The organism is Aquimarina algiphila (genome assembly GCF_007489275.1).
Classification (GTDB): Bacteria; Bacteroidota; Bacteroidia; order Flavobacteriales; family Flavobacteriaceae; genus Aquimarina; species Aquimarina algiphila.
Genome location: NZ_VLNR01000091.1, coordinates 1 through 22,501 on the forward strand (window position 1 = coordinate 1; position 22,501 = coordinate 22,501).

Here is a 22,501-nt window from a genome sequence, read left to right on the forward strand (position 1 = left end):
GAGGGATTTAAAAATAGAATCTTATCAAAGATCACAGCAATGACCATTATTCAATATATCAATAGGTTTGAATTCAACAGAAATATAAACAACCTAAAAATTAATATTAACTAAATGCACAACGGGTTTAATAGAAGATTCTTCTACCTGTGGATCATTCATTACAGGGGCATAAGTAACGTTTGGCTGAAATTCTTCTGGATTGATGACAATATCAGTTTCATATGTTATTGTGATCAAAGGGATTGTATATGCAAAAATCAAACTAAAGAGAAGGTAAAATCTTTTAAGATGATGCATGTTTTCTCGTTCTAGAAACAAGGTATAGAAACCCCATAACAGCACTAAACAAAGAGATGATTTTATGATATATATGATCATTGCTTTTGTTTTTCGATTTGTTGATCCACTATCTTTTTAAGTTCTTCTAATTCTGTAGTAGACAAGTTAGTTTCTGAAGTAAAAAAAGATGCAAATTGTGAAGCAGAATTATTAAAAAAATTCTTAATTAATCCATTCACATGCTTAGAGAAATAATCTGTCTTTTTTACCAAAGGATAATATTCTCTGGACTTCCCGTATAATCTATAATCTATAAATCCTTTATCTGTCATTCTTTTGAGTAACGTAGCCACAGTTGTCGTTGCAGGTTTTGGTTCTGGAAAAGCATCTAATACATCTTTCATAAAGGCTTTCTCTAGTTTCCAGAGATATTGCATCACTTGTTCTTCTGTTTTTGATAATTGCATTTGTTCTACGTTGTTAGAATTAACTCTACAAATGTAGAATAAAATTTTATATTTCCAAATTATTTATTCCTAAAAACAAAAAAACCACTCATTATGAGTGGTTTGTATATCTACTTTTATATCTGAATCATTTACTCAATTCTGTAAAGTACTTATAAAAAAGAGGAATAGTTTCGATACCTTTTAGATAATTCCAAACTCCAAAATGTTCATTGGGAGAATGTATAGCATCACTATCGAGTCCAAATCCCATCAAAATTGTTTTACTTTTTAATTCTTTTTCAAATAATGAGACAATCGGAATACTTCCTCCACTACGTTGCGGGATCGGAGTTTTACCAAAGGTATCCTGATATGCCTTGCTTGCCGCTTTATATCCAACATTATCTATCGGTGTTACATATCCTTGTCCTCCATGATGCGGGGTCACTTTTACCGTTACTGCTTCTGGAGCTATGTTTTCAAAATGTTTGCTAAACAATTCTGTTATTTCTTCCCAATCTTGATTGGGCACTAACCGCATCGATATTTTAGCATAGGCTTTGCTTGCAATCACCGTCTTTGCTCCTTCGCCGGTATATCCACCCCAAATTCCGTTAACATCTAGTGTAGGACGAATAGAATTACGTTCATTCGTTGTATATCCTTCTTCTCCATAAACAGCATTAATATCTAATGATTTTTTATAGTTATCAAGCGAAAAAGGTGCTTTTGCCATCTCAGCACGTTCTTCTGCAGAAAGATCCTCTACTTTATCATAAAAACCTGGAACAGTAATATGATTATTCTCATCATGCAAAGATGCAATCATTTTTGTTAGGATATTGATTGGATTAGCTACCGCTCCACCATACAAACCACTATGTAAATCTCTATTAGGTCCAGTAACCTCAACTTCAACATAACTTAATCCCCTTAGCCCTGTTGTGATTGAAGGTACATCTTTGGCAATCATTCCCGTATCACTAATCAAGATTACATCATTGGCAAGTTTTTCCTGATTACGTTCTACAAACCAACTTAAACTCTTACTCCCTACTTCTTCTTCCCCTTCTATCATAAATTTAACATTGCAAGGCAATTGACCCGTTTTTGTCATAATTTCTAATGCCTTAACATGCATATACATCTGACCTTTATCATCGCAGGATCCTCTAGCAAAAATAGCCCCTTCGGGATGAATTTCTGTTTTTTTTATTACAGGTTCAAATGGCGGACTGTCCCATAAATCTATTGGGTCTGGAGGTTGCACATCATAATGACCATATACCAATACTGTTGGAAGGTTCTTATCTACAATTTTTTCGCCATATACAATAGGATAACCAGGAGTTTCGCATATTTCAACGATATCGCAACCTGCTGCTCTAAGGCTTTTTTCTATCTCTTTTGCGGTTCTGATTACATCATCTTTATATGCTGTGTCAGCACTAACTGATGGAATTTTAAGGAGCTCAAGAAGTTCGTTTATAAATCGATCTTTATGTTCTTGAACATAGGTGTGTATGTTTTGCATGAATCTGAGTTAATTTTGGTCTAAATGTACTAATACCAATTCTTATATGAAATAACCTTGTAAAATAGTTTCTTTTGATTCTATACTTCGTCACAAAATAGTATCGATAGCTAAGGCTATCCATAGATTTTCTTCCTTGCCTAAAATCAAAACAACTCCATTTATAAAACAGTCATTTCATATAAGAATTGATATAAAAGTTATATTTTTTTAAATGGGTCTTTTTATTTTAAAAGTATTGTTTATATTTGCACTCGCTTTTACAAAGAGTCCTAAGTATTGTAAAGGTTTTTAATGCGGGCGTGGTGGAATTGGTAGACACGCTAGACTTAGGATCTAGTGCCGCGAGGTGTGAGAGTTCGAGTCTCTCCGCCCGCACAGCTTAAGAAAACCCAACTCTTTCAAGTTGGGTTTTTTGTTTTGGGTCATACATAGGTCATACTTTGGATCAATCCCAATATTAATTAAAGTATATTTTAGATCTTATATATTGATTCTGAATCCAATCGTTTGATACTTTATGAAATATGTGTTGCTTGTTATTATAATTGATCAAAAAATCATAATTTACAATAATATTTCTCCTAAGGAAACAAGTCTTGTGGTTTTCCGTAATAGCATTACAAGATAAGTTTCTATGTTTATAAAGATTTAATAGATTGAATTTTATGAAAGAACTTTTTTTGGAACTTTTCTCCGCAAAGACAGAAATTGATGTTTTGGAAATTATAAATAATAACCCTTCTGTTTTTAAAAATAATAATTGGAAACATTTAGGAGGAATTGAAAGTAATTATGGTATTATAGAAAATCAACAATCTTCACCAGTTGCAGCGCTCATTGAAAAAGTAACCAACTCTATTGATGCCACGCTTATGAAAAAATGTTATGAAGCAGGAATTAACCCTGAATCAAAAGAAGCCCCAAAATCAATGGATGAAGCTGTTGCATTATTTTACCCTAAAAACAATTGGGACATTCAATCTAATAGACGAAAACAAGCAGAAGAAATACAGATCATTGCAGATGGCCCTACTGATGACACTGCTGTGATCATTTATGATAATGGCGAAGGACAACCTCCTGAAATGTTTGAAGAGACATTTCTATCTCTTATGAAAGGGAATAAAAACAAAATTCCTTTTGTACAAGGTAAATATAATATGGGTGGTAGTGGAGCTATTGTGTTTTGCGGAAAAAACGGTTATCAATTAATTGCTTCTAAACGCTATAACAAAATAGGGGATTTTGGTTTCACTTTAGTCAGACAACATCCCTTAACTAAAGAAGATAAGCTTACTATCAAAAATACATGGTATGAATATTTAGTAATCGATAACAAGATACCTTCATTTAATATAGAATCTCTTGATTTAAAACTACACAATAAAACATTTACTTCTGGCACTATTATCAAGTTATACTCTTATCAATTTGGTAAGAGATATGGATTTGCTCAGGAATTAAATCAGCACCTTACTGAATATTTATTTGAACCTGCGTTACCTGTTTTAACAAAAGATACCAAAGAGAGATATCCAAATAACAAGGTTTTAGAAACAGATCTTTTTGGCTTAAAAAGGCGATTAGAAAAAGAGGAAAAAGATTATTTACAAAAGACTTTTGTAGAAGAATATACAGATGATCTCTTTTCAGGTACCAAACTTATTGTAACAGGATATGTATTTAAAAGCAAAGTAAAAGACTACAGTATTGCTGAATCAAAAAAAATAATTAGAGATCGTTATTTTAAAAATAATATGTCTGTTTTATTTTCTATGAATGGACAAGTACACGGACATTACACTACAGAATTTATTACAAGATCTTTACAATTTAATCTACTAAAAAACCATCTGCTGATTCACGTAGACTGTACACATTTAGATTACGATTTTAGAAAAGAACTATTTATGGCTTCAAGAGATCGCTTAAAAGGTGGTCAAGAAACTAAAAGTCTGCGTGACTTTATTGCTAAGCAATTAAAAAAGAAAGGGAGTGTATTATATGAATTGAATCAGGAACGCAGAAACTCCATTTCATTTGAATCTGGTAGTACTAATGAATTATTAAAAACCTTTACGAAAGATATCGGAATGGCTCCCGATTTAATGCGTTTATTGAGTCAAACATTTAAATTAGATTTTAAAACAGAAACTTCCAAAAACAACAATGATAAACAGAAAGGTAGCAAAAAGAATACTCAAGAAGTTTCTTTTTCTCCTCAGCGTTTTCCAAGTTTTTTTAATCTTAAAGGAAAAGGAAATAAAAGTGCTGTAAGCCTTCCCTTAAATGGAGAACGACAAATACAATTTGCAACTGATGTAGAAGATAACTATTTCCATAGAACTGATGACCCTGGTGAATTAGAAATTGCACTTGTTTCTTACTCCAATAACCAAGCAGAAGACGGCGATCAAAAAGGATCTACAACAGAGATTAGCGAAGTTTTTAATATCCATAAAAGCAGTCCACGTAATGGTACTATTAGAATTGACTTTAATACAGAAGGGAAAGAGAATCTTACTGTTGGTGATGAAATAGAATTAAAAGTTTCACTTAACGGCAGTGGTCCTTCTTTTGATGAAATTTTATTAGTGCGTATTGCAGAACCTCTCCAGAAAAAAGAAAAAGCACCTAAAAAAGAAGAAGATTTTGAAAACCCTGGTTTACCAGAATATAAACTAGTCTACGAAAACAAAATAGAAGGATTTGCTTCTTGGGATGAAGTAAGTGGTCTTTTGTCTAATGAAATGGATGCTAAAATGGTAATGTATCCTTTAGCCAATGGAGATCAGTTAGAGAAAATATTTATTAACATGGATAGCAACGTTCTTACTCGCTTTAAAGCGAAATCAAAAAACATCAACGAGGAACAGAAAAAAGCAAAAGAAACTAAATACATATCTACCGTATATTTTCATACATTGTTCCTATATACAATTACAAAAAACAGAAAGTTTGAAATCTTAAAAGAAGACGAAAACGGCACTACCGAAAATAGAGATATTTCTGAATATTTACAGGACATCTTTGACAGCTACTACACAGAATTTATTATTAATTTTGGAGACAAAGACCTAATAGAAAGTTTAGGAGATTAAAAATCATACCACTATGGAAATAGATGAAAACAAATATCTAAGTAGTAAAGAAACTATGAAAGCACTCAAAGTGTCATCTTGCGATCTAATGCACCTGCGAGTTTCGGGTAAGTTGAAATTTATCAAAAAAGGGAATGCTTATTTTTATGAAAAAAGCTAAAAAAATAGGATGTTATGTTTAATTAGCTTCTACTTTTCCTTCTACATTATCATTTTTCGTCAGATTTGACACATAATGATGAGCTTCTTTAAATTCAGTTTCAGAAATGCCTCCCCGTAGAGTATAAGAAGCAAATTTTCTAACAACGTCATTAGTAAGTTCGTCACTTAAGGTAATTAATCTTTTCCAAATAGTTTTAAAATCAGCAGCTTCGACAGAGAAGACACTTTTAAAATCAGCTAAACCTCCTTCAAACTGTGGAGTAGGTGGTAAAAATCGATATCTTTCACCAACAATCTGATGATCCGTTATATTTTTCCTTAATCTATCTTCTCCTTTTTTTCCGGTTAACTCTATTAATTTATCTTTAGTAATTCTTTGAATTTTACACAATAGGAGTTCATCAAAATTCCTATGACCAACATTACATCGGGGAGTCAAAACAATGCATTTTTCATAAGGTTGAGTTTTTTGTTCAAAAACATCCCCTGTCCAAAAATCAAAAACACTTGTTCTTCTGTAATAATGCTCAATTGAGTTTAATTGTACTTCTACAATATTTTCAGATTCGTTTTTAGTAGCACTATTCCAGTTTTCAAAAACATTCCTTACTGCTATTCTTTCAAAAACTTCCTTAGTTCTTATAACAGTATTACTTGAAGTTGAATGATTTATTGAATCAATAATAGCCTCTATTTCATTCCCTTTGAATTGCTCAACAAATGCATTGTGTACTTCAGTCATTAATCTTTTCTCAAGTTCACCTCCAAGGCAAAATATGCTAAGAAATCCAGAGTCATTCATTTTTTTATCAATTTGCAAATATTTTCAACAGAACCTTTTTCCTTTGACATTTTAAATACCGTTCCTTTATCATTTAATTCTAGATAATGTTCTAGATTTCCACTATGAATGAAAATAGGGATTCTATTTACCTCAAACTCTTGTTTTATATATTCAGAGGCTTTATATTCTTTCGTATCTTCTTCTTGAATTGTATTTGATAAATCCATAATAATACCTCTTAAGTCATTATTAATCTTGGATTCCTGAAGGGCTTTTTCATAATCCTCGGGGGTAGCACAAGAAACTAATTTTAAATCAACTTCTAAATCTTCAAATAAATTAATAAAATTATCTCTTATAGCTTTTTCATTTTCAAGTAGTATGATAATCCCTGTATTTACTTTTCTCTCTTTTGGCATTTTATTTGTCTATTTTTTTAATATGGAATGCTGGTCCGTAAGATCTATTATCCGCATAAATTTCCCAATTATTTGAAACGAGCATATTTTTTGTGAAAGAAAGACCTAAACCAGTAGTATTCTTTTCTCTTTTTGAAGTAATTCCATATTCGAAAATAACTTCTAAATCATCCTCCGGTATTTTCGGACCAGAATTACTAATTATAATTTCACTTGATTCAATTTCAAAAATAATAACACGCTTATCAACATCTTTTAACCAGTAGACAGCGTTGTTGAGAATATTAAGAAATGAAACCCAAAAAATATATTCAAAATTTTTAATCTCGTAATCCAAATCATTATTCTTTATCTCAAGAATAATATTGTGTTCTTCCATTATTTTTTCAAACAAATGACAGACTTTTTTGAAAGTACTCAAAGGCTTAAATTTTTTAGGAATTGATTTTCCGATAGCTGGCTGTAACGACTTTTTGAGTTCATCTAATAAATCTATCGCTCCTTCTAAATTTTCTGTTCTCTTTAGTAATTTAGATTTAAGTATATCATTTTCAATTTTTTTTATATTGATCTCCAACGAAGTTTTTACACCTCCTAAAACCGTAATTGGCTGAGCCAATTCGTGATAAACTAATTCTAGTCCTGTCCCTAGAGAAGCTAACCTTTGAGAAAATGATAATGATCCTTCCATGTTATCTAAAGCATCATTGGTTTCAATAACAAACTGTTTTGTCTTGGATATTAATTCTTTATTATCAGATTGGCTTAAAATATATTGTATAAATTTTTCGGTATCAGGTCTATCTAACTTATTGATAGTCTTACTACCTAATCCATGTTTTCTTCTATACCTTTCTCTAACTCTTCCTGTTTCTTCAAGAATTCCAGCTATGATTTTTTTAAAATTGATAAATACTTTACTTTCATAAAACCCTTCTCTATTTGTTTTTTCTTTTAATCCATCATTTTGCGGTGAGTACAAAAATATATTTCCAATAATCTGATTTGGACCTATTGTTACTTTATGCTTTTGAACTCTTTTTGCACCAAGTCCCATCCAATCATGCTGTTCTTCGCCATAAGGCTTAACTCCAAACCCATTTTTAGAAACACGTAATCCTACATATTTTGAAAAAGTTTCATTCGCTTCTTTTCGTCCTTTAGCATTTAAAAATTTTACCATTTTTTCTTTAGCATCAGAATCTAAATCATAGACCCTGATATCAAAATAAAATTCTCCAACACCCGAATCTTTTTCTTTACTTTTTTCTTCTAATTCCTCAATTATTCTAATTTTAGGATCTTCTTCTGACAAGTTAAATTTTGATGAAACATCAATTATTTTATCATCAGGATCATCATCAAACCTTTTACACAGATATCTAAACTTAGCTCTACCATCCTGAAAAACTTTTCCATAAACTCTGTAATCAAAATGATCTAAAATACTTGATGGTTCAATGTCTATAAAATCTACAGTTCCTTTAATTTGATTCTTAATAAAGTTAATACCATAAAAAAGTTCAAAAGTTCCTTCTCCATTATCTATTTTTAGTTTCTCATCGATTATTTCACTTTCAAGTAATTCATCTTGAATTTTATTATTTAATAATAGAGGTGTAATTAAATCTCTTAAAGATTTGAATATTGATGTTTGGTCTATAGTTAGTTTTTCAAATTCTTCTTCTACCAAAGTGTTAATTGAACTATCTAAATTTTGAATAATTATTGTTGTTCCTTCATTAAAATCTTGAAAAGGACTATCTCTTAAGATATTTATTAAATTGCCATTGGCTGCCAATTTTGATTCTCTAAGGATTTCTCTATCAGAGAATAATTCTAAATAGTTTGACGTTTTTCCTCCAGGGAAATCTATAGCATTAAGTAAAGATTCTACTCTAAATTCTTCCCTGTCTACTCTAATCCAATTATATTCTTTCTCTTTACTTTGTTTCGTTATTACAGTTAAATATTGACCTAAAGCCATTGCAGCTAGACGACCTATCCCTTTAGAGCCTAAATATTTTCTATTATAAACCTCACTTACCCTATTCTCTTTATCCGAGTTTCTTTTACTACTTTTCGAAGGTCTTAACCAATCTCCAAATAGCGTATCATTGTTCATTCCTAAACCATCATCTTTTATTATAAGGAAGTTCTTTTCCGGGTTTTTATCATATTGAGTATATACCCAACATTTACCTGCATCAGCATCATATGAATTTTTTACTAATTCATTTATAGCTGTAGAAGGATGACCTATGAGCTCTTCACCCATTTGAATAATGGACATAGCTCCAGGCTCAAATTTATATTTTTGAAATTTACTCAATTGATGAATATTTTATTTTTTTGTCTAATACAGATAATACATTTGCGCCAAAGTCACTACTAATTATTGCTCTAACAACCAAAATACAAAAACCAATGAATCATTTCTTAACAAATCCAAAAAATATTTTTCTAAACATAATTATGTTAATTACTACTAACAAAAAATAACCTATTAACATCAAATAACCCTACATTTGTAAAGACAAATAATGTCTTAAACAAAAAAATCTCAAATTCTAATGGAAACATTAGGTGAATACTTACGAAAATTACGTGAAGAACAGCATCTCCCAATACGCAAAGTATCTGCGGTTGTTGACGTAGATCAATCCACAATGGGTAAATATGAACGAGGAGAAAGATTGCCTAAAAGAGCACTGTTAGATAATTTCGCCACTTTTTTTGATGTTCCTATTGAAGAATTAGAAAAGCGATTTTTAACAGACAAAATTGTTTTTCCCTTATTAGATGAAGATAACCCTGAAGCTATATTACTCTGTTGCAAAGAAAAGCTAGAGTATTTGAGAAATAAAAAATTAATACAAGGAGAATTTAAATTTCAATGAAAAAACTTAGATTTACAGGACATGAGACATTTCATTGCAGGCATTTTTGGCTGAAGAAAGGATTTGATTTCACTATCCAAAACAATACTATTTCTGATCAAGATGCTGTTGTAAAACTTGGGGTTGGAAAAAATATGGTTGCCTCAATAGATTTCTGGTTAAAAGCTTTTTATATCAAAAATGAACAAGATGAAACTACTAGTTTCTCTCAATTTATATTTAACGATGTTGATGGTTTAGATCCTTTTTTAGAATATGAAGGTACTTTATGGCTACTTCATTATCAATTATTAAAAACAGAGATGGCCTCTATTTATCCTTTAGTTTTTAAAGATTTCAGAAAACAAAAAATCAACTCACAATTTACTTCTCAGCAATTACTAAAATATCTTCAAAAAGAAGAAAGGCGAAGAAGTGGTTCTAATACTAGTGAGAACAGTTTAAAAACTGACATCAAAGTTTTTTTACGCACTTATTTTTTAGACAAACGAGGAGGTAAAGATTTAGAAGATGATCTTTCTTCTATTTTTATTGATTTAAACTTAATTGATAAAATTGATAATGGCTCCTCTGAGGGATTATATCAATTAAAAGTCACTGAAAGAGAAGAGATTCCTGTGGAGATATTCTTATATGCTATTTTAGATACTTTTAAAGGCGAAGTATCTATTCCTTTTGATGCTATACAAGAAAAAATAGGCGATATTTTTGCTTGTAATGCAGAAGGGCTAGAATTAAAAATTGCTGAAATTTGTGATAGATATAAGTTTGCTGTCTATAAAGAAGATGGAGGAAGAAAACAATTACAAATAAAGGGAGAACAAAATAAATTAAACATACTAGAAAACTATTATAATGCTCAGGTTTACAACATCAACTAACATAGAAAGGGATGTCGTAAATGATATCCATTATATTACGACTCCTAATGCTTTGGATGTATTTGATAGAATTATTCATGCCTATCAATCAGGACATCACTCATTTAATATTATTGGTTCTTATGGTACGGGTAAGTCTAGTTTTCTTTGGGCGTTAGAGAAAAATTTAATGACTGACACTGCTTATTTTGCTCCTTTAAACGGGCAGTTTAATGGTGTTAAAAAATTCGAATTCCTTAAACTTATAGGTGATTCTTCTTCTTTCTTAGAAACTTTAAAAACAACCTTTAAGCTTAAAAAATCAAGTTCTAATAAAGCACTCTTAGAATTAGTTAAACAAAAAGGAATTGAACTTTCTCTACAAAAGAAAATCTTATTCATAGTTGTTGATGAATTTGGTAAATTTTTAGAATATGCATCCAAAAATAATCCTGAACGGGAACTCTATTTTATACAGCAACTTACAGAACTTGCTAATGACCCCAATAGTAATATTATTGTAATTACAACACTCCATCAAAATTTTGGTTCCTATGCAGGTGGATTATCAAAAAATCAAAAAAAGGAGTGGGAAAAAGTAAAAGGTCGTTTAATAGATATTTCATTTGATGAACCTATAGAACAACTCTTATTCCTTGCTTCTAAACGTATTGAAGATTTTAATATTAAAATGAAATCTCCAAAAGAATTCAAGGAACTTTTTAATAAAATCAATCAAAGTAAACTTGTATCGAATTCGACTAATTTAGATTTTGAAATTTCAAAAAAGCTATATCCATTAGATTTTCTTTCTGTAAATATTTTAACACAAGCACTACAAAGATATGGTCAAAATGAAAGATCCTTATTCACCTTTTTATCTACAAATAAACACGATGGATTATTAAATTTTAATAATAGTGACAAAAATGTATTTAACGTCGCTGATGTATTTGATTATCTAATAAAAAACCTAACTAGTGAGCTTAACGATAAGGACAGTAATCCTCACAAGCCTGTATGGCGAGCTATTCTTAAAGCAATAGACAAAGTAGATGCACTGAATACTGATAATTTTGAAGAGCTCTCTAAAATAATTAAATGTATTGGTTTAGTTAACTTATTTTCTAAACCTCTAGGTAAATTAGATAGAGAATTCTTGAGTGCCTATGCTACCTATGCGTTAGAGATTGAAAATCCGGATATTCTAATTGATAGATTAGTTGAGCAACGCATCATTAAATTTTTTAATCATAAGAAAAAGTATTTCTTTATTGATGGAACGGATATTGATATCGAGCAAGAACTCTTAGAGGCTTCTGCCAATATTAATCCATCATTTGAGATTACAGAAAGATTACATTATTTTCTTGATCTACCAGTGATTTCTGCTAAGAGCATTTATTATAAAAAAGGAACGCCTCGATTCTTCAAATTTGAAATCATTAATGAATTAGAAATCATTCAACCCAAAGAAGAAATAGATGGTTATGTTTATCTTATTTCCAATGAATCTATTACCAAAAACCAAGTTCTAAAAGCATCTGCTAATAGTGGTCCTCAAATTTTTGTAATACTTAATAATATTAGTACGTTAAGAACGGCTCTGTTTGAAATAGAAAAATTAGATTATGTCATAAAAAAACATTCTGATGATAAAGCTGCAAAAGAACTGTTGTTAGAAGAAAGAAGATACGAGGTTAATAAACTTGAAAAACTACTAGATACTGATCTTTATAATACTTCCAAAACTACTTGGATTTATAATGAAACTATTTTAGAAATCACTTCTAAAGCTATTTTAAATAAATTATTATCCAAAATTGCAAACGAAGCTTATCCTGATATACCTATATATAAGAATGAGATGGTTAATAGACAGCATTTAAGCACTCCAATACTTACGGCTAGAAAACATCTTCTCAAAGATTTATTAGACAATGCTATAGATAGTAACTTAGGATATGAAGACACTAAATTTCCTCCTCAAAAAACTATATATCTTAGTCTAATTAAAGAAACAGGGATCCATAGAGAAGAAAATGAACACTATTTATTAAGTGAACCAAATGATGAAAGTTTCATCCCTTTATGGAAACATTGTACACAATTCCTAGAGGAAGCAAAAACGATAAAGAAAAATATTTCTCTACTATATGAATCTTTATCTAAGCCACCATTAAAACTCAAAAAGGGATTTTCGGAATTTTGGGTACCTATATTTCTAATCATCAAAAACGAAGATTTTGCTTTATTTCATGAAAATGAAGGATATATACCTTATCTAACTAGCGAAGTTTTAGATTTAATACACAAAAAGCCTTCTAATTATTATGTAAAAACATATCAAGTAGAAGGTTTAAAGCTGAATCTTTTAAATAAATATAAAGAGATTACAGGACTGCAAGAAGAAAATGAAAAATTAGAAAGCTCCTTAATAGCTATCTTCAGTAGATTTATGGCATTTTACAGAGGGCTTCCTGACTATGCTAAAACAACTAATCGACTGTCACCTGCTACTAAAGGTTTGCGAGATGCTATTGCTCAGGCTAAAGATCCCGAAACAGCTTTGCTAATAGAAATACCTCAAGGATTAGGGTATCAAGAATTAAATTTGAAGAAAGAAAGTGAACAAACTCTTGTTGACTTTATAAAACATCTAAATGAAGCCATATATGAAGTAAGAACTTCTTATGATGAATTACTCAATCGTCTTGAAGAAAAAATATTAAAGAGCTTAGGAATTAAAAAATCAGAATTTAACACCTACAAACCTATTATTCAAAAACGCTTTAAAGGCTTAAAACCTCATCTACTACTTATTAAAGAGAAAACATTAGTAAACAGACTAATGTCTAAACTAGATGATAGGGATTCTTGGTTAAAATCCCTAGGAGATGTTGTTTTAGGAAAAGGGATTAATAGAATGAAAGATGAAGAAGAAGTCTTATTGTTAGATAACACTTCTCAAATTTTGAAAAACTTAGAGAATCTTGTAGAAATTCATCAACTAAAGGAAGAGCGAAAAGAGGATGACATTATACAAGTTCAACTAACTAATGTGGATGGAAAAAGACAAGTTGAAAACGTAATCATTTCTCAAGACGATCAAAAAGAATTAATATCTTTAGAAAAAGATTTAGAAGCGCTTTTGAAAAATAACAAAAAACTAAGGACAGCTGCTTTAATACGCTTATTACAAAAAAAATAAAGATGACCGTAAAACACGTTTTAGGGATTTCAGGAGGTAAAGATAGTGCTGCTTTAGCTTTATATTTAAAAGACAGGCATCCTGAACTTGTTGTAGAGTATTATACTTGTGACACAGGAAAAGAACTAGATGAAACTTATGAATTAGTAGAAAAACTAAATAGTTATTTAGGTACTGAAATAAAAGAAATTGTTGCAGTAAAGCCTGGAGAAGAAACACCGCATCAAACTACTTTTGACCATTTTCTAGCAGAATATGGAGGATATTTACCTTCTTCTACCGCTAGATGGTGTACCAAAAAGTTAAAGTTAGAGCCTTTTGAAAAATATATAGGAGATGAGCCTACAATTTCTTATGTGGGCATAAGAGGAGACGAAGATCGTGAAGGGTATATTTCAAAAAAACAAAATGTACAATCTATATTTCCTTTTCGAAGAAATATCTGGAGTGAAGATGTCATTAGAGAAATACTAAACAATCGAAACATAGCTAACCTAACAAGTTATTATAAAGATTTGGCTTCTGAACATATTAAGGAAGAAGTTATTCATTTTGCAAACAAACCTATTTCAGAAGAATATAATTTAAAACAAAAATTAAACACTTTATTAGATACAGATGTGAAGTTATTTAATAAAGTAGTTTTTGAATATTTAAAAACCACTAATTATCCTGTAGGAAAATTAGATTATTTTCCTTTAGTAGATAATGATGATGTTTTGGTGTTGGAAGATATTTATAAAAAACTTGAAGATAGTGGTGTGGGGAAACCTGCATATTATAACAAAAAAGAATATCAAGTAGAAATAGACGGAGAACTTAAAACAGGATATTATTCTCGTAGCCGTTCAGGTTGTTTTTTTTGCTTTTATCAACAAAAAATAGAATGGGTATGGCTTTATGAAAATCATCACGAGTTATATATGAAAGCGAAAGAATACGAAAAAGAAGGGTATACTTGGATGGAACAAGAAACTTTGGATGAGTTATCAAACCCAAAACGTATTAAATCTATTAAAAAGGAGCATTATACACGTACGCAACGTCAAAGCAAAAAGCGTAATTCTAAAAGTTGGAGAGATGAAATTATCGAAGCTGAAGGCGTGGGGTGCGCCAGTTGTTTTATATAAGATATAAAATCCCTTATATATTTCACAATCAAGTAGATCAGATATTAAACTTGATTTAATAAGAATTGAATATCTGAAAGATCAGAAAATATGCCATAACTAATTCGAATAGTTTCATTACATTCATTCTCGTTCAAACCCATCGCTTTTAAAACGTGTGATGATTCAATAATCTCAGAATTACAAGCAGATCCTGTAGCAAGTGCTATTTTATTTCTATTTCTCATAATAAAATCATCTGCTTCTTGATCTATTAATTGAATATTAGAAATATAAGGACTTCTTTTATCTCCTGATCCATTAATGCAAATCTTATTTTGCTTTAAAAGGGTATTCTCCAGTTTGTCTCTTAACTCCTTAATACGCTCATATTCTTCCTTCATATTCTCTTTGGCAATTTCTGAAGCTTTACCTAGTCCAACAATTCCAGATACATTTAAACTTCCTGATCTCATTCTATTCTGATGTCCGCCTCCATGAATCTGCATTTGTAATTCTATACCCCTCTTGATATATAAACCAGCTACCCCTTTAGGAGCATAAATTTTGTGACCACTAAAACATAACAGATCAATATTCTGATCATTCACATTAATAGGAAGCTTACCAAACGCCTGTGTAGCGTCACTAAAAAAAAGTATATTACTTTCCTTACAAATTCTTCCTATACTATTTACATCCTGAATGACACCAGTTTCATTATTCACATACATTATACAAACTAAAACAGTAGTTTTTTTAATATTACTTTTTAATTCATTTAGATCAACTAAACCATCTTTACTTACATCTAAATAGGTTATATCAGCACCAACATCTTCTAAATAAGAACAAGTATCTAATACGGCTTTATGTTCAGTTTTTACAGTAATTATATGGTTGCCGTTTTTTTTATTGGCTTGATAAATGCCTTTCAACGCCAAATTTATAGATTCTGTAGCTCCACTAGTAAAATAAATTTCTTCAGCTTCAGCTACTATTAAATTTGCAATTCTTGATTGAGCTTTTAAAACAGCTTTTTTTGCAAGATCTCCATATTTATGAGTCATACTTGCTGCATTGCCATATATATCTTCAAAATAAGGAAGCATTTCATCTAAAACCTTCTTATTTATTGGGGTTGTAGAAGCATAATCTAAATATAAAGGTAAATCAGTCATATTTTATCTAAAACTATTCAAAGTAAAGAATAATGATTTAAACTTAAGCTGTCTTATAGAAAATTCTTTAACAAGTTCTAACCATAAAAATGAATCGTAAGTAAGAGAATATTGAAAGTCCTTACCATGAAATTAAACATAATAAGGATATAAACGGAGTGGCAAAAAAACACTTTATTACGCTTTAACCAACCCCATCTGACGTTTTTACGCCCAACCCAAACTCTTCAAACACTCAAAAACGCTCAAAAAGGCACTGTTGAAAAGTTATTATTTTGTTAAAAATCAGCATTTTGCTCGATTTTATGCCCGAAAAGCTACTTGCATATACCGACATTTGGAAACATTTGAGAACAAATACCCACATATAGAAACATTAAAAACAGTACTCCAAATTTGAGAGGTCACTACACTCCTCGTTACCTATTGTTTTCTATTATTATTTGTCTAAAATTTACAACAGATATCTACAAACAAAATTGACTTTGCAAAGTACAATGATCTAAAAAGAGTATTCATTAAAATCCAAAACAAGATGAAAGGGAAATTCATTGTATTCGAAACAAAAGCTTTCTATAAGCTGGTAGAAGAGGTTATCCAAAGGGTAAAGAAAACAGAAAAGCCCATAAAAAATCAACAAACTTCTGATTGGGTAAATGCTATAGAAGCTAAACAATTACTCGGAATCAAAAGCACTGGTAAATTAAGAAAGCTTCTATATGAAAATCATATTGTGGCTTCTCAACATGGGCGTACAATTTTATATTCTAGAAAGAGCATTTTAGCCTTTTTAGAGCAACATAAAATCTAACGCTAAAATGATAAACAGATGAAAACATTTATCAGAACGGAGACAGAGCTTATTAATCCTGAAGCTGATTATTACAGTCTTAGCGAGATCAGAAAATTATTCAACCCTCCTATTTCTTATGTAACACTATGGAGGTGGCAAAAAAACGGAATTCTAAAATTGACTCCGTATGTATATGGCAATAAAAAGTTCTATCATATAGATGAAGTCAATCAAGAATTAAAAAGACATAAAAAATCAGGAAAACAATAGTAAAGATATCTTGATTAGTATTCAGCTTTTATAAATCAACCCTAATCAAGATATCTCTAAACTTCAAAAAAATAAAAAGATGAATATAGATATATTAACAAAAGAAAACATCTTGAATAAAATAAACTTACAAGATGCCTTTAATCATTATTTACAGACATATCACAATAGAGGAGTTCTAAAGCAAGGGAAACATATTTCTAATCCTTTTCTTGCTCAAAAGCAAAAAACACCTTCTTTCAATATTTATGAAGCCAGTTCTGGCAACTGGAGATTTAAAGATTTTGCGACAGCGGATGAAGGAAGTATTTTTGATTTGGTAATGCGATTAAAGCAATGTGATTTTAGAGAAGCACTCATTTTAATAAATCAAGACTTTAGCTTGAAACTTTCTTATGAAACTCCTAAAATTGATTTTGAAATACAACTTAAAGAAGCTTGGCAGAACAAAGATCTAGAATATTGGCAACCTTATGGAATCAATATCTCTATCTTAAAACATTTCAATGTACATCCAATAAAAGACTATACTAGAGTCAATACACACGGAAAGCGTGTTTCTTTTAATTCCTCTATAGAAAACCCTATGTATGGATATAAGATTTCTGGCAATTGTTATAAAATCTATTGTCCGCTTTCTACTCGCTTTCGGTTTGCATGGCTTGGCGACAAACCTGATACTTATATTTTCGGATACACCCAACTTCCTAAGACAGGAAATCGTGTATTTATAACTGGCGGTGAAAAAGACGTACTCTCGCTTTATGCACGTAACGAAGCTGCGATTTGTTTTAATAGTGAAACGGCAAATCCTCCTCTAAAAATTATAGATAATCTAAAAGCCAGATTTAAAGAGGTTATTGTTTTATATGATATCGACCATACAGGTATTACACAATCCATAAAGCTGTCGAATAACTATGGCTTGCAACGAATGGTACTCCCTGAAAAAGTAATGAGTGGAAAAGGAAAAGATATCGCTGATTTCTTTGCGCTTGGTCACTCATTAGATAACACTGAAATCATTTCGGAAGCACCAGAATCTCAACATGAAGTACAATTGCTATCTACAAAACACATTGCACAAGAAAATGATTATATACCATTGTTATTAAAAACTCAAAAAGTACTTACAGAGCATAAAGCAAAGCTAATTCATAAGGCTCTTCCTTTATTATTTCAGAAAGATATCGGTATACTATATCCTAGAACCATTAACGTCATACAAGGAAAAGCGGGTGTACATAAAAGTAGACTAGCAGAAACCATTTGTAGTGCTTTGATAAAGAAAGATACTTGTGATAGTGACTTATTGAGTTTTAGAAAAAATACACAGCAAAATGTTAATATTTGTTATGTAGATACAGAGCGTAACCTCACAGAACAATTTCCGTATGCATTGCAACAGATATTAAAAAAGGCCGGATATCAAAGAGAAGATACTCCAGATGATTTTGATTACATCTCGTTGTTACAAGTTCCTAGAAAAGATCGTTTTTTTGCGCTTACATCCTATATAAAACGTGTAAAAATGATGTATACAGGTCACGTGATTATTATATTGGATGTAATTACCGACTGTATACAGGATTTCAACAGATCTGGTGATAGTATGCAATTAATCGATTTAATGAATGATAGTATCAATAGTGAAGATGTTACTTTTCTGGCACTCATTCATGAAAATCCTGGTAGCACCGATAAAGCAAGAGGGCACTTAGGAACAGAACTTCTTAACAAAGCAACCACTGCTATCCAAATTGGATTTGAAAAAGACAGCCACAGGCGACCTACAGATTTGATAATCCTTAATATATTAAAATTACGTGGTGGCAAACGTCCTGAACCATTCTATATGAGATATTGTGAACGTGTTAATGGATTGGTAGAAGCAGATGCTGATTTTATAGATGAGTCAGCTCGATCAAGAAGAACAAAAGCAGATCTTTTTGAAATTCAGCAACAGATATCACGGTTATTAAGAAGTGCTATTCAAAGTAGAACTTTGGTAGATGAACTTGCCTCTTTCTTTGATTGTAGTGAGAGGACCATACGCGAACGATTACAGGAGTGTATTGATAAAAGAATACCTATCGCTAATGGAAAAGGAATTCCTTCTGTACTACAAAAGAAAAAGGAGGGTAAGGAAGTGTTTTATAGCCTTGCTCCTATCAAAAGAGGTCAAAAACAAAATACATTGCAGTTATGACTTAAAAAAGATGGAAGTTAGAAATGCAACTATATATAGTATTTCTGGCTTCCGTTGTTTTTAATAACCTGAAATTCAGATATTAACAATTTTCATCAATCAAAGCTCAGTTTTCCTCTTTCCAACATAAGATTTTTTCATAATAATGTATGTTAGTGACAAATCAAGTTATATAAATGTAGTATAACATACATTTTATATATGTTTTTATAGCTTCACATAAATTATATATATCATAAGACACATTCCTATATATCCAAATTAAACCTATTTATGTTAATATAGATTAATTTGAAAAAATAACTACTCAAAATACTATTTATCAGCGCTTTAAATTACATCATTAGATTTCTAATCATATAAGCTTCTATATTTAATGAAAAAACCTTGCTCAATATTAATCAATATTAGTTAGCTTTATTGGGGAAAACTTCTGATACATGCAACAGCTTATCATCCAATTAAAACGGTTAGGAAAAAAGAAAATATACACTATCCCCAGTATATATCCAGCACAGAAGAACAATATTTCTTCCTTTTTATGGATGATGACCCTGAATCAGCACAAAATATTTCTAAAATGAAGTTGTTGTCAGAAGATAATAACATAAAAGATCCTACCATTTTAACTCAAATTAATAAGTAGTCATTATGAAAACTAAAATTATAATGGTTCTCTTTTTATGCAGCAGTTTTATAAAGGCTCAGCATTTAAATTTAGAGAAGCATATAGATCCGTTAAATCAAAAAATAGAAAACTTAAAAGTCGAAAATCGTAAAATCTCAAACCTGTCATATAATTCATTATCACAAACATCAGCTCATTATTTCGAAATCCAGACAGGAAATCCGAATAAGTTCATTGAACGTCTATTGGAAGTAAACGATTTACAAATATTAATTACAGAATACCCTAATTTAATTACCGATTTTGATCTTTTATTAGTCAGGAATATATATAAGGATTACGGTGATAAAAAAATCATTAAGTTCAGAACTTATGAGATTGGTAATGGACAGTATCACGAGATTTCTTTTCCTTTTAAGAAAAAGTGGCAAAAGGACAACCTTAAAACCATCTATAAAATTAGAACTAATAAAAAGAAAGGAAATACTACTGTTTCTGGTTTCTTGTTAAGAAACGGTTTTATTACTAAAAAAATCCCTCTAAAATATAAGAACTATATAGTCTATACAGATAAGATTATTGATCCCAATTTTAACTTATTCATTAAAAGCGGTAACAACAATACTTCTAATTTTGTAAGCACTAAAGTTTTTGATGATCTATCAAAATATTACCAACGGGCTACAAATAAACCAGTATATGACAAAGATAAATATGAAGTATATCTGGATCAACAGAAAAAATGGTTACAAAAAAAGAAATTCTTTTCTGATAGTTTATTCGAACATGATACGGTTTTCCAACAAAAACTTTTTGCTGCTGTAGATTTTGCCAAGGAAAACAAGACATCTAATACAGATTTAGAATTTTTTATAGGGCAATTGATTTCCAAGGAAACAGCAATCGATTTTATGAGAAAAAATCCGCAAATAGGCAGCTGTAGCTTTGACAACTCTCCTAGAGTACAACTTGCAGAAATGGCTAGAATATCCGCATCTATTGCTAATTGGGATGTATTTATAAAATCAAGTATGAATTTATTAAACGATCGTGCCAATCGAATTGCCAGTAGTAATATAGCAACCAATAGTAGAGATACATATATTAATCAATTAGAATTGCTCAACCTAGATATACCCATGCTATTAATAGGGTCTGGCATAAAAATGCAGGCTCCAAGAAAAGGACATTACTTTTCTGATTCAAATAAAATAGGCCAAGCATTTGCCAATTCCTCTAAAGAGAATAAAAATAGGTTTAAAGATATTGTAGGAGATATCATAAGTGATCCCGAAATGGATACTTTTAATAAATTACATTTTTATAATACCTATCAAAACTATAAACACTTTATAGTAGATTCTATAGAAAAACAAAGGATACAACATCATCTTGATACACTTATCAAACAAATACCTTATGAGTTAAAATCAAGGATAGAAAGGCCTGATAAACAATTAGAGGATTTATTGATTCGTGAAAAAGAATTAATAGACAAGTATGATATTACAAAATCTGTTATTGCACATGTGAGCTCTTACAGCTTTAGCGGATATAGTTGGAATGCTACTTTAAAAGAAAAAAATGAAAATGAAAAAATTTTCTATAACCTCAGAATGAGTTTGGAAGATAGTTTGACTCCTTTACGAAATTTTGAAACTCACAAAAAAAGAATTCTTAAACGTATAAAAGATCACAATTTTCTAATGAGACTAGTAGAAGATAGATCAATAAACAGTATCCATATAAACTTTACTAATAATAAATCGTTTGTAAATCATCGAGGAAGAGAAACTGAAGATATGCCTTCGGAAATCTTAGCCAAAATAGATCTTAAAGACGCCATCTCGTTTTATACATTTTCTGATAAAAGAAAAAGTCTCAGATGGATTCTCACAAAAAATGGAAAATTAATCTTATTAAAGATTTTTAAAGACATTAAACTTGCGAACTATACTTTTGAAGAGCTATTGACCAAAACAGAAAAATCTGCTTTATTTTCGACAAAATATTATAGTTATAGAGGTTTCGATAGCTCTGGAAATCTAATTTTTTAATAATGTTGGAAACCGGAAATAATAATTTATGATCGTTATAAATTCAAGTTTTTGATTTACAAAGTTATACAGGCACAGGAAATTTGAAATGCTATATACAAGCGTATTTCCAACTTCCATCATATACTTTTCTTATAGAATTACTTCAAAATATGGTAAGCAATATTAACTTAGGTTAATTTGGTTTCATCTACAAAAATTCAATGTTCTACATCCATATTTTTACATAAAAAATATATAGATATGGAAAAAATAAAAGACCTATTAACGGGTGTAGAATTTACTCCTACTCGTAGTGATCAGCGTTTTGCTACTAGAGAAAATCAAATCCGATATAACAATCTTAAAGCTCGACAAAAGCGCAGTGCAAAAGCAGAAATAGACAGAGCCTTGGATACCAATAGAAATATATTAAGAAGAACCCGTTGTGCATTTAGTTAATATTAATTTTTAGGTTGTTTATATTTCTGTTGAATTCAAACCTATTGATATATTGAATAATGGTCATTGCTGTGATCTTTGATAAGATTCTATTTTTAAATCCCTCAA

18 protein-coding genes, 1 tRNA gene and 2 pseudogenes are annotated in these 22,501 nt (G+C 30.3%); 13 read left to right on the forward strand and 8 right to left on the reverse strand.

Features of this window, described 5'->3' with window-relative positions:
* A pseudogene (locus tag FOF46_RS32775) lies at window positions 1–114 on the forward strand (IS982 family transposase); the annotation flags it as partial.
* Here FOF46_RS32775 and FOF46_RS27665 read toward each other — a convergent pair.
* From FOF46_RS27665 to FOF46_RS27675, 3 genes are all read right to left on the reverse strand, one after another.
* Window positions 94–381, reverse strand: a complete 288-nt coding sequence (locus FOF46_RS27665) for a hypothetical protein (RefSeq protein ID WP_143918729.1) — start codon at window positions 379–381, stop codon at window positions 94–96. The pseudogene FOF46_RS32775 and the gene FOF46_RS27665 sit on opposite strands and share 21 nt — an antisense overlap.
* Window positions 378–749 (reverse strand): BlaI/MecI/CopY family transcriptional regulator, encoded by a 372-nt coding sequence (locus FOF46_RS27670; protein WP_109434244.1) that lies wholly within the window; start codon window positions 747–749, stop codon window positions 378–380. The genes FOF46_RS27665 and FOF46_RS27670 overlap by 4 nt, the downstream gene beginning before the upstream one ends.
* A gap of 127 nt (window positions 750–876) precedes the next feature.
* A complete protein-coding gene (locus tag FOF46_RS27675; protein WP_109434245.1) occupies window positions 877–2,265 on the reverse strand; it encodes a dipeptidase in 1,389 nt (462 codons plus the stop codon).
* 296 nt (window positions 2,266–2,561) lie between these two features.
* Between FOF46_RS27675 and FOF46_RS27680 the strand changes: the two genes are divergently transcribed.
* Window positions 2,562–2,643: transfer RNA gene (locus FOF46_RS27680), tRNA-Leu, on the forward strand.
* 290 nt (window positions 2,644–2,933) lie between these two features.
* Window positions 2,934–5,369 carry a hypothetical protein gene (locus FOF46_RS27685; protein ID WP_143918730.1) on the forward strand — a complete coding sequence of 812 codons (2,436 nt, stop codon included), beginning with the start codon at window positions 2,934–2,936 and terminating at the stop codon, window positions 5,367–5,369.
* 178 nt (window positions 5,370–5,547) lie between these two features.
* Here the strand turns inward: FOF46_RS27685 and FOF46_RS27695 are convergent, their stop codons facing one another.
* From FOF46_RS27695 to FOF46_RS27705, 3 genes are read right to left on the reverse strand one after another with little or no spacing between them, the layout of a single operon-like run.
* Complete coding sequence (locus FOF46_RS27695) at window positions 5,548–6,333, reverse strand: hypothetical protein (RefSeq protein ID WP_143918732.1); 786 nt, start codon at window positions 6,331–6,333, stop codon at window positions 5,548–5,550.
* Window positions 6,330–6,734: a hypothetical protein gene (locus FOF46_RS27700; protein WP_143918733.1), complete on the reverse strand. Its 405-nt coding sequence runs from the start codon at window positions 6,732–6,734 to the stop codon at window positions 6,330–6,332. Before FOF46_RS27700 ends, FOF46_RS27695 begins: the two co-directional genes overlap by 4 nt.
* Window position 6,735: 1 nt before the next feature.
* Window positions 6,736–9,066 (reverse strand): sensor histidine kinase, encoded by a 2,331-nt coding sequence (locus tag FOF46_RS27705; RefSeq protein WP_143918734.1) that lies wholly within the window; start codon window positions 9,064–9,066, stop codon window positions 6,736–6,738.
* 241 nt (window positions 9,067–9,307) lie between these two features.
* On the opposite strand from FOF46_RS27705, the gene FOF46_RS27710 reads away from it, so the two are divergent.
* The 4 genes from FOF46_RS27710 to FOF46_RS27725 are packed head-to-tail and all read left to right on the forward strand — an operon-like array spanning window position 9,308 to window position 14,835.
* On the forward strand, window positions 9,308–9,634 hold the full coding sequence (locus tag FOF46_RS27710; RefSeq protein ID WP_035088718.1) for a helix-turn-helix domain-containing protein: 327 nt from the start codon (window positions 9,308–9,310) through the stop codon (window positions 9,632–9,634).
* Window positions 9,631–10,515, forward strand: a complete 885-nt coding sequence (locus tag FOF46_RS27715) for a DUF4007 family protein (protein WP_143918735.1) — start codon at window positions 9,631–9,633, stop codon at window positions 10,513–10,515. The genes FOF46_RS27710 and FOF46_RS27715 overlap by 4 nt, the downstream gene beginning before the upstream one ends.
* A complete protein-coding gene (locus FOF46_RS27720; protein WP_143918736.1) occupies window positions 10,490–13,705 on the forward strand; it encodes a hypothetical protein in 3,216 nt (1,071 codons plus the stop codon). The genes FOF46_RS27715 and FOF46_RS27720 overlap by 26 nt, the downstream gene beginning before the upstream one ends.
* Window positions 13,706–13,707: 2 nt before the next feature.
* Entirely contained in the window at window positions 13,708–14,835 is a 1,128-nt protein-coding gene (locus tag FOF46_RS27725; RefSeq protein WP_143918737.1) for a phosphoadenosine phosphosulfate reductase family protein, read from the forward strand.
* Between the two features lie 44 nt (window positions 14,836–14,879).
* On the opposite strand, the gene FOF46_RS27730 is transcribed toward FOF46_RS27725, so the two are convergent.
* Complete coding sequence (locus tag FOF46_RS27730; protein WP_143918738.1) at window positions 14,880–15,995, reverse strand: cysteine desulfurase family protein; 1,116 nt, start codon at window positions 15,993–15,995, stop codon at window positions 14,880–14,882.
* Window positions 15,996–16,530: 535 nt separating this feature from the next.
* Here FOF46_RS27730 and FOF46_RS27735 point away from each other — a divergent pair.
* From FOF46_RS27735 to FOF46_RS27755, 6 genes are all read left to right on the forward strand, one after another.
* On the forward strand, window positions 16,531–16,806 hold the full coding sequence (locus FOF46_RS27735) for a helix-turn-helix domain-containing protein (RefSeq protein ID WP_143918739.1): 276 nt from the start codon (window positions 16,531–16,533) through the stop codon (window positions 16,804–16,806).
* Between the two features lie 18 nt (window positions 16,807–16,824).
* Entirely contained in the window at window positions 16,825–17,058 is a 234-nt protein-coding gene (locus tag FOF46_RS27740; protein WP_143918740.1) for a hypothetical protein, read from the forward strand.
* A 79-nt stretch (window positions 17,059–17,137) separates the two neighbouring features.
* Window positions 17,138–19,267 carry a toprim domain-containing protein gene (locus FOF46_RS27745; protein ID WP_143918741.1) on the forward strand — a complete coding sequence of 710 codons (2,130 nt, stop codon included), beginning with the start codon at window positions 17,138–17,140 and terminating at the stop codon, window positions 19,265–19,267.
* 541 nt (window positions 19,268–19,808) lie between these two features.
* Window positions 19,809–19,913, forward strand: coding sequence for a DUF7737 domain-containing protein (locus FOF46_RS33175; RefSeq protein WP_456264138.1), 105 nt, complete (start codon window positions 19,809–19,811; stop codon window positions 19,911–19,913).
* 5 nt (window positions 19,914–19,918) lie between these two features.
* Complete coding sequence (locus FOF46_RS27750; protein ID WP_143918742.1) at window positions 19,919–21,952, forward strand: hypothetical protein; 2,034 nt, start codon at window positions 19,919–19,921, stop codon at window positions 21,950–21,952.
* A gap of 243 nt (window positions 21,953–22,195) precedes the next feature.
* Window positions 22,196–22,393, forward strand: coding sequence for a hypothetical protein (locus tag FOF46_RS27755; protein ID WP_143918743.1), 198 nt, complete (start codon window positions 22,196–22,198; stop codon window positions 22,391–22,393).
* Here the strand turns inward: FOF46_RS27755 and FOF46_RS32780 are convergent.
* Window positions 22,386–22,501: pseudogene (locus FOF46_RS32780) on the reverse strand (IS982 family transposase); the annotation flags it as partial. The gene FOF46_RS27755 and the pseudogene FOF46_RS32780 overlap by 8 nt on opposite strands.

Bases quoted from the DNA above. Each gene is read 5' to 3' on its own strand.
- FOF46_RS27665 (WP_143918729.1), bottom strand. From the start codon at position 381: ATGATCATATATATCATAAAATCATCTCTTTGTTTAGTGCTGTTATGG.
- FOF46_RS27670 (WP_109434244.1), bottom strand. From the start codon at position 749: ATGCAATTATCAAAAACAGAAGAACAAGTGATGCAATATCTCTGGAAA.
- FOF46_RS27675 (WP_109434245.1), bottom strand. From the start codon at position 2,265: ATGCAAAACATACACACCTATGTTCAAGAACATAAAGATCGATTTATA.
- FOF46_RS27685 (WP_143918730.1), top strand. From the start codon at position 2,934: ATGAAAGAACTTTTTTTGGAACTTTTCTCCGCAAAGACAGAAATTGAT.
- FOF46_RS27695 (WP_143918732.1), bottom strand. From the start codon at position 6,333: ATGAATGACTCTGGATTTCTTAGCATATTTTGCCTTGGAGGTGAACTT.
- FOF46_RS27700 (WP_143918733.1), bottom strand. From the start codon at position 6,734: ATGCCAAAAGAGAGAAAAGTAAATACAGGGATTATCATACTACTTGAA.
- FOF46_RS27710 (WP_035088718.1), top strand. From the start codon at position 9,308: ATGGAAACATTAGGTGAATACTTACGAAAATTACGTGAAGAACAGCAT.
- FOF46_RS27715 (WP_143918735.1), top strand. From the start codon at position 9,631: ATGAAAAAACTTAGATTTACAGGACATGAGACATTTCATTGCAGGCAT.
- FOF46_RS27720 (WP_143918736.1), top strand. From the start codon at position 10,490: ATGCTCAGGTTTACAACATCAACTAACATAGAAAGGGATGTCGTAAAT.
- FOF46_RS27725 (WP_143918737.1), top strand. From the start codon at position 13,708: ATGACCGTAAAACACGTTTTAGGGATTTCAGGAGGTAAAGATAGTGCT.
- FOF46_RS27730 (WP_143918738.1), bottom strand. From the start codon at position 15,995: ATGACTGATTTACCTTTATATTTAGATTATGCTTCTACAACCCCAATA.
- FOF46_RS27735 (WP_143918739.1), top strand. From the start codon at position 16,531: ATGAAAGGGAAATTCATTGTATTCGAAACAAAAGCTTTCTATAAGCTG.
- FOF46_RS27740 (WP_143918740.1), top strand. From the start codon at position 16,825: ATGAAAACATTTATCAGAACGGAGACAGAGCTTATTAATCCTGAAGCT.
- FOF46_RS27745 (WP_143918741.1), top strand. From the start codon at position 17,138: ATGAATATAGATATATTAACAAAAGAAAACATCTTGAATAAAATAAAC.
- FOF46_RS33175 (WP_456264138.1), top strand. From the start codon at position 19,809: ATGGATGATGACCCTGAATCAGCACAAAATATTTCTAAAATGAAGTTG.
- FOF46_RS27750 (WP_143918742.1), top strand. From the start codon at position 19,919: ATGAAAACTAAAATTATAATGGTTCTCTTTTTATGCAGCAGTTTTATA.
- FOF46_RS27755 (WP_143918743.1), top strand. From the start codon at position 22,196: ATGGAAAAAATAAAAGACCTATTAACGGGTGTAGAATTTACTCCTACT.